Here is a 6994-nt window from a genome sequence, read left to right as displayed (position 1 = left end):
GAATATCTCGAACGCGCCACCGAGCGGTTGAAAATCGTGGTTCCGGTCACGCTTGCGCTGATCTTTCTGCTGCTGTTTCTTAACTTCCGCACCCTCACGGAAACCTTGATCGTGATGCTGTCGCTGCCCTTCGCGCTGGTAGGCGGCATATGGTTGATGTGGTTTCTTGGCTTCAATACCTCGGTTGCCGTGGCGGTGGGATTCATCGCCTTGGCTGGGGTGGCGGCAGAAACCGGGGTAATCATGCTGATTTACCTTGATCATGCGCTGCTTGAGGCGCGCGCCAAAGCCGCTGCGGAACTCCGCGCCTTCACCCGCGCTGATCTGAATGCCGCGATCATGGTAGGCGCGGTGGAACGTGTGCGACCCAAGATGATGACTGTTGTCGCGATCATGGCCGGGCTGATGCCGATCCTTTGGGCACAAGGCACCGGTTCTGAAGTAATGCAACGCATCGCGGTCCCGATGATCGGCGGAATGGTCAGCTCGACGGTGTTGACGCTGGTCGTCATTCCGGCGGTCTATTCGCTGGTCAAGGGTTGGAGATTGGTACGAACGGAAATAGTGACAGCGCAGAGTGCGCCGGAAGCCGCATGACGGTTGATCGTTCCGACAAGGCCGGTGCCAGATGAAGCGGCAGAAAAAACCCGCGCAGGGGAGGGAAATGCGACGGTTGTTAATGTTTCTTACAGCACGCGAAGTGTTGCGGCCACGGCGGACATGCTGTCCGCAATCCGGCTAATTGCCACGTGGTATTAGGACCATCCGGCCTTGCAGGACTTCGATCTGTTTCCGGCAGGCTCGTCATTATCGAGAACTCGATTCGGCGTTGAGATGGCGCAACAAGCCCAACTCCGGATCGACACCGGCCTCGATGTCTAGTTTTGGGAGTCGCAAAGCCCTTGGCAGCGCACCAGCAACGTGAAAACCAATGGTCTGCTGCGCCAATACTTTCCTAAGAGAACGGACCTCAGGCAACACGGTGCAGAAGAATTGAACGCCGTTGCCCCAGCGCTGAACACGCGGCCACGCAAAACCCTACACTGGCAAACATCGGTAGAAGCTCTCGACCGCCTGCTGAAAACGGATATGATCGAAGATGTTGTGACGATCGGTTGAATCCGCCCAATACGTTTCCATCCGCTATACTGAGCGGTTAGCAAAGGCAGGCACGGAGCCGTCGGTTGGCAGAGTCGGTGATGCCTACGGCAATGCCTTGCCCGAGACCATCCAACGGCCTTTATAAAAACCGAGGTCATTCGCGGCGCAAATCATGGCGCAATACCGACGACGCCGAGATGGAACCTTCAAATGGGCCGACTGGTTCGACAATCGCCGCCTACTAGAGCCCATCGGGAACATCCCTTCCGCTGAAGAAGGGGAGGCGTTCCATGCGAACCTGAACACACTCGATATGGTCGCGTAACACGGACTATTTGGTCTCCGGCAGACCCGGAGCGTGTGTAGATGCCCCCGGTTTAGCAAGCTGATTTTTTTTGACATTTTGGCTGGGCTTCAATCGGTCGTGTGTCAGGCCTCTCAATGTGGCCTTTGTGACGCTACGGGCCGGTATGCTGTTCGGACCATGGCCCATACCAACGCGGCCCCAGTGGTGCGGCGTGGCACACGCCTCCATCGCGACAACACACGGTTGCTGATCCGCAAGAAGCTGAGCCAGACGCCCGCGAGATACCGCCCGGTTGAAGACAACGACGCCATCCGACCGCACGCCGCAAACCTGAATACTGTTCTTGGCAAGGTTTGATCGCCAGTATGCTAATCTCAGACATGGATGCCTCCCTCATCTTGGTTCCAACGAAACCATTTTTGGGACATTCGATGCCGTCTGGTGGGGGCATCCACCGCATCAGTTCAAATGGCGATTTCAAGTGTCTTTGTGCTGAGCAACGCACTGCGCCTGCGACGGGTGCAGACTGCGGCCCGTCAGGCGGTGCCAGTAGAGCTGCCCGCCGTCTTGCATACCGCGACCACCTGAGCGAGTGCCTATGAACATCTCAGACGTTGCCAAGCGCGCTGACGTCGCGCCAAAACCATCCGCTATTACGAAGAAATCCGCCTGATCAAACTCCTTCGTGACGGGACCAGTTATCGCGCTTTTCGCGATAGCGACATGCACAAACTGCCATTTCTGGGTCGAGCGCGCGCGCATTGGGATTTACCATTGAAAATGGTCGTGCCTCACTTGCCCTATGGGAAGACAAGTTCGGCGATGCGCGACACCCTTTCCTACCTTGTGCGCACCTGCGCAGGCGACAAACGACCCGACTGCCCGATCTTGAGTTCCTTTGATGTTTGAAATTGAGGCCACCTAGAGCGTAACGCCTTGGCATGTTGGGCGTATGTCATTCGACGGGCGTGTTGTGCGCGACAAATAATCGCCGTATTGGAACATTCACTCTGTATCTGAAATTCAGCGCAATTATCCAACGTACATCTAAAGGGCTGATCCAGCTATGAACCGACGTTCGATCATCATCGCACTGTCAACGATACTTGGCACGCCAGCCAATGCGCATCCGCATATTTTCGTTGATACACAGCTCGAAATCTCTTTCAACACGACAGGTGAGGCAGAAGGCGTCCGAATTACCTGGACCTACGATGATCTTACTTCACTTCAATTTATCGCTGATAGGGGGATGGACGAAGACTTTGATGGAAAGCTTACTCTAACCGAGACGACGGCTCTTTCTGGATTTGATATGCACTGGGACGAAGGTTACCCCGGCGATACGTTCGCATCAAATCGAGGGGCTCCTTTGCAACTGTCTGGGCCTTCGAATTGGACTGCAGCCTACGCAAACGAAAAAATAACGACATCGCATTTTCGACGCCTCATCCCACCCGTTGCACTTGGTTCTGACCCGCTGGTTATACAGGTCTATGATCCGAGCCTGTACTCGGGGTATTACATTGTGGGGAAACCCAAAGTTGTCGGACGTGCAGATTGCAAGGCCGAAATTCAAAGACCGGACATGAAGGCTGCAAATGAAAAACTCGATGCTGCGATTGCGGCTCTGCCAGGGGATGTCGAAAATGAATTTCCCGCTCTTGGGGCCATCTTCGCCGAGGGGGTTCTTGTAACATGCGCCGCACGCTCTTAGTTCTCGGCGTTGTATTGGCAGTTTCGCTTCTGATTTTGTGGCTCTCCGGTGGTTTTGCGGCTCTGCAAGCTTGGATCCTTGCCGGACAACGCGAAATCCAAAATGCCCTGGCGTCTGCCGTGCGCAAAATCAAAAGGGCGCAGCCTGGAGCCCTTACTGCACTGCTGACTGTTTGTTTCAGCTACGGATTTTTGCATGCAGCTGGCCCTGGACACGGCAAGGTCGTGATTGGTGGCTTTGGGCTGGGGCGTCGGGTGCCGCTGTTAACGCTTTCTGCGATTTCCTTGGCCGCAAGTTTGGCTCAGGCGGCTGTTGCTGTGGGTTTCGTCTATACTGGAGTTGCCTTGTTGGGTTGGACGCGGGAGCAAGCGCATGGTGTTGCTGATGCCATCATGGCACCGGTCGGGACCATTGCGATTAGCGGTGTCGGAGTGTGGCTGATGTGGCGGGGATTGCGCGGGTTGTGCCGCCAAACTCAGCGGCAGAGTCACGACCATTCAGGCCATGTGCATGACGAGCACTGCGGACATGCACATGGTCCCACAGTCGAGGACCTAGACAACCTAACCGGTTGGCGCGATGTCGCGGCATTGATAGCGGGAATTGCCATGAGGCCGTGCTCTGGGGCACTATTTCTGCTAATTTTGACATGGCAACTGGGTATTGGTTTGGCTGGCGTCGCCGGGGTCTTTGCCATGGGGCTGGGGACAGCAATCGTTACCGTGACTGTCGCCATTTTAGCAGTGTGGACTCGCGAAGGAGCATTGGCAAGCCTGCCCGGACAAAGCATTGCACGTATTTTGCCATGGTTCGAAGTGCTTGCAGGTGCACTGGTTACAGTGATTGCTTTGTCGCTTTTGGTTCAAGTGCTTTGACAGAGTCAGTTTTGCGTGCAAATTAACAGCGATAGGATCAGGAGTGACCGAGATCGTCTCCTCGAGCAACATGGGAAACCATTCTGAAGGTCAGTTGCAAGATCGAGCAAGAAAAAGGGGGGTGATAAATCGCCCCCCTTTTTTGTGCCTGCCAACTTCTTAGGCCGCCAGCGGACGTCCTATGGCGGCTTCAACGGCAGGAATCGTATCGGCTAAGGCCGAAGAAAATTCTCCGCGCAGCGGATTATTTAGAGTTCCATTGTCCTCAAAACTATCGAACAAAGCTCGGACGGGAACGGCGTTAGGATTGCGAACAAGCTGAGTGGGAGAGGCAACAGGGGCAATTGCCTTGCGAGCGCGGGATTTCAGCTTGGCTTGCGACTGCGGCCCGACACCAGGCTCTTTCATGGTTTTCACCACTGTCTCGGGTGCCGGCGCTACCTGTGGCGCTGCTGGCGCTTTCGGCTGATCCTCGGCGACCTGTTCGGGCGGCGCTTGAAGGCCTATGATCGGGGGCGGTGGCAAAGCCAACATGGGCGCTGGTGGCAAAGGCAGCGGGGTATCGGCGCTTTGGGCCAAAAGCGCCAGAAAGGTTGGGTCTTCATGGTATTTGATCCGAGAAACGCGAATTGGCTGCTGTGGTGATGCAAGGATGATCACCTTATTAGGATCCATCATCCGGGCGTCGGTTTCGCTCAAAAGCGGGCGTTCTTCCATTCTGATGGTGGTTCCCGTCGAGCCGAGAACGCCGCGCGACCGTCCGAACGAATGTGACACGGCTTCGCGTGTTGTGGAACCGACAGCGCTGGAGACCTCTTTGACGGTTTGGTAGTCGCGCGGGGTGATATAAAGTTTCAGCCCTGCTCCGGTTTCGAGGCTTTGTCGTCCATTTGGCCCATAGAGTTGGTCCAGTGCGGCTACTGACTGAGCGATCATCGCCAACCGCCCCCCGTAAGAGGCCAGTGTATGAATTGCCCGTTCGATGTATGGCATTGAACCGAGCTGCTGAAACTCGTCAATCATGATCATAACGGGCAAAGGTTCATCTGGGCCGGGTTCATGGTCGCGCAACGTCGCGATCAGATCCGCAAAGAGAAGGCGGATCAGCGGGGCCAAGGGTGCAATATGGTCCTCTGAGATTACCAGATAAAGGCTCGTTGGTATGGAGCGGAAGTCGTTGAAATCGAAATCCGTGGCATTGGTTGCATCAATGACTGCGGGATTGTCCCACTGATTTAGGCCGGCTGTTTTCAGGGCCTGAAGGTTGGATGATAGCAGCTTTTCCGAAGTTCCGGACGCTGTGGTCCAAAGCTGCTGTACCAATGGCTGATCTGCTTCGGTCGCATAGAGTTTGTAGAGTTTATTCTTGTCAGAACCTGCGGATATGATGGCGTTCACAGCGCCGAATGTCGCGGTGCCTCGCTGCAAGGCCAGCATACACGCCGCAATGAAGACACTTTTCCCTGCCTGAACAAAGGTGCTGTTCTGGTCATTTTTCTGCTCCAGGAAAAGATCGGCAAGAATTGTGACCTCGGTAAATTGTCGGCGAAAATCCTTCATCGCCGCGATACGGGCCAGTGGATTGTAGCGATGTGTTCCCTGTCCCCAATCGAAAGGTGCAAAACGGAAAACCCTGTCACCCATGGCAGCGCGACGGCGCGCGGTCACGTCAAAGTTCTCACCCTTTACGTCCAGCACGACAAGGCTGCCTTTGAAGACCAAAAGATTCGGAATGACAAAGCCTACCCCCTTACCTGCGCGGGTGGGCGCAATCATCATCACATGGGGCACGGCATTCGATGAAATATATTGGCCACGCTGATCAGGCCGCGCGAGTTTCCCGCACAAAAAGCCCTTACCGACGGCCTCCAGCATTTTGTTGTCGCGCAGCTCTTTGGCCGATTGCCAATGCGCCTTGCCGTAAGCATCGCTTTTGCCTTGGCGGGTCCAGATCGCGGCGAATGCAGAAAGTGCTATAGCCCCTCCGGCTGCAAAGCCAAGGGCGACACGCAGCCGATCTGATCGGGCGCCCGCAATATCGGCCGTCCAGCGGAAGAGTGCGAAAGGGTCAATCTGCTGCATATCGTGATGCGCTGTGAAGGACAGGTAGGCTGATCCGATCAGCCCACCAAGAAAAAGCCCCACGCCTGCACCGATCGCGGCGGCGACGGGGATTGGAAGAGGTGTCGATCCCATCATTCCATCCCCAGATCGTCGTCAAGTTCCAGCTTGATACCACGCGCGGCGGCCAGTTCGCGTGAGACGCGGGCAAAGCTTTCATCAAGCTTGGGATTTTCTGGTTCCAACATTTCACTGGCGAAATGCAGATACTCGGTGACGACATGTAAGCGGTCTTGCTGATTGGGAATGATATGTTGTCAACGGCAGAGTAAAAGTGGACCAAAGGGCAGCGCAAAATGTTGCCACTTTGGGGTTATCAAGATTGCCGCATAGGCGTGCGCTAGCATCTGGGCGGCCGCGCTTGTCACAGAGCTGGCGGTTGCCCGGATGCTTTGGCCCGTGAGGGCCAACTGCTTACGATGTTGGTATTGGGTTAAGCCTTGTCTTGGCGGGCTTTGCTCTGGCCGAGGCGATAGCTTTCACCGTTCATCTCGAGGATGTTCACGTGGTGGGTCAGCCGGTCGAGAAGTGCGCCTGTCAGTCGCTCAGACCCGAAGGTTTCGGTCCATTCGTCGAAGGGCAGGTTGCTGGTGATCAACGTGGCACCCCGCTCATAGCGTTGCGAGATCAGTTCAAACAGCAGTTCGGCGCCAGTTTTGCTGAGCGGCACAAAGCCCAGTTCGTCGATGATCAGCAGTTTGTGGCTGACCATTTGCTTTTGAAGGCGCAGGAGCCGGCGCTCATCCCGCGCCTCCATAAGTTCATGGACGAGTGCGGCAGCCGTGACAAAGCCGACGGACAGGCCCTTTTGGCAGGCGGACAGGCCAAGACCGAGGGCGATGTGGGTTTTGCCGGTGCCGCTGGGGCCAAGGG

At 55.8% G+C, this 6994-nt stretch carries 6 protein-coding genes and 3 pseudogenes; 7 read left to right on the top strand and 2 right to left on the bottom strand.

Translation table 11 applies throughout. From position 1 onward, the window contains the following. The 7 genes and pseudogenes from AKV04_RS03170 to AKV04_RS03145 all read left to right on the top strand — a co-directional run. Positions 1-597: efflux RND transporter permease subunit (locus AKV04_RS03170; protein ID WP_162232822.1), on the top strand; the 597-nt coding region annotated here is incomplete at its 5' end. Positions 598-825: 228 nt separating this feature from the next. Next, positions 826-1119 (top strand): annotated as a pseudogene (locus AKV04_RS26910) (transposase); the annotation flags it as partial. Beyond that, positions 1112-1426, top strand: a pseudogene (locus AKV04_RS26905) (IS3 family transposase); the annotation flags it as partial. The pseudogenes AKV04_RS26910 and AKV04_RS26905, both read left to right, overlap by 8 nt. 159 nt (positions 1427-1585) lie before the next feature. After that, complete coding sequence (locus AKV04_RS26005; protein WP_156317331.1) at positions 1586-1765, top strand: hypothetical protein; 180 nt, start codon at positions 1586-1588, stop codon at positions 1763-1765. Positions 1766-2006: 241 nt separating this feature from the next. After that, positions 2007-2317 (top strand): annotated as a pseudogene (locus AKV04_RS26900) (MerR family transcriptional regulator). 157 nt (positions 2318-2474) lie between these two features. Continuing rightward, positions 2475-3125, top strand: coding sequence for a DUF1007 family protein (locus AKV04_RS03150; protein WP_054005031.1), 651 nt, complete (start codon positions 2475-2477; stop codon positions 3123-3125). Next, positions 3107-4000, top strand: coding sequence for a nickel/cobalt transporter (locus AKV04_RS03145; protein ID WP_054005030.1), 894 nt, complete (start codon positions 3107-3109; stop codon positions 3998-4000). Before AKV04_RS03150 ends, AKV04_RS03145 begins: the two co-directional genes overlap by 19 nt. 159 nt (positions 4001-4159) lie before the next feature. Here AKV04_RS03145 and AKV04_RS03140 read toward each other — a convergent pair whose 3' ends face one another. Further along, the gene (locus AKV04_RS03140; RefSeq protein ID WP_082351501.1) at positions 4160-6196 is read right to left on the bottom strand and encodes a type IV secretory system conjugative DNA transfer family protein; all 2037 of its coding nucleotides are present in this window, start codon (positions 6194-6196) and stop codon (positions 4160-4162) included. Between the two features lie 358 nt (positions 6197-6554). Next, the coding region (locus tag AKV04_RS03135; protein ID WP_082351500.1) for an ATP-binding protein at positions 6555-6994 on the bottom strand (440 nt) is incomplete at its 5' end.

The sequence above is a fragment of the Cypionkella psychrotolerans genome, from assembly GCF_001294535.1.
Taxonomy (GTDB): Bacteria; Pseudomonadota; Alphaproteobacteria; order Rhodobacterales; family Rhodobacteraceae; genus Cypionkella; species Cypionkella psychrotolerans.
This window is presented reverse-complemented; position numbering and strand designations above follow the sequence as displayed.

What these genes read in the sequence shown, in the direction of transcription:
- AKV04_RS26005 (WP_156317331.1), top strand. Translation starts at nt 1,586, where the DNA reads ATGGCCCATACCAACGCGGCCCCAGTGGTGCGGCGTGGCACACGCCTC.
- AKV04_RS03150 (WP_054005031.1), top strand. Translation starts at nt 2,475, where the DNA reads ATGAACCGACGTTCGATCATCATCGCACTGTCAACGATACTTGGCACG.
- AKV04_RS03145 (WP_054005030.1), top strand. Translation starts at nt 3,107, where the DNA reads ATGCGCCGCACGCTCTTAGTTCTCGGCGTTGTATTGGCAGTTTCGCTT.
- AKV04_RS03140 (WP_082351501.1), bottom strand. Translation starts at nt 6,196, where the DNA reads ATGGGATCGACACCTCTTCCAATCCCCGTCGCCGCCGCGATCGGTGCA.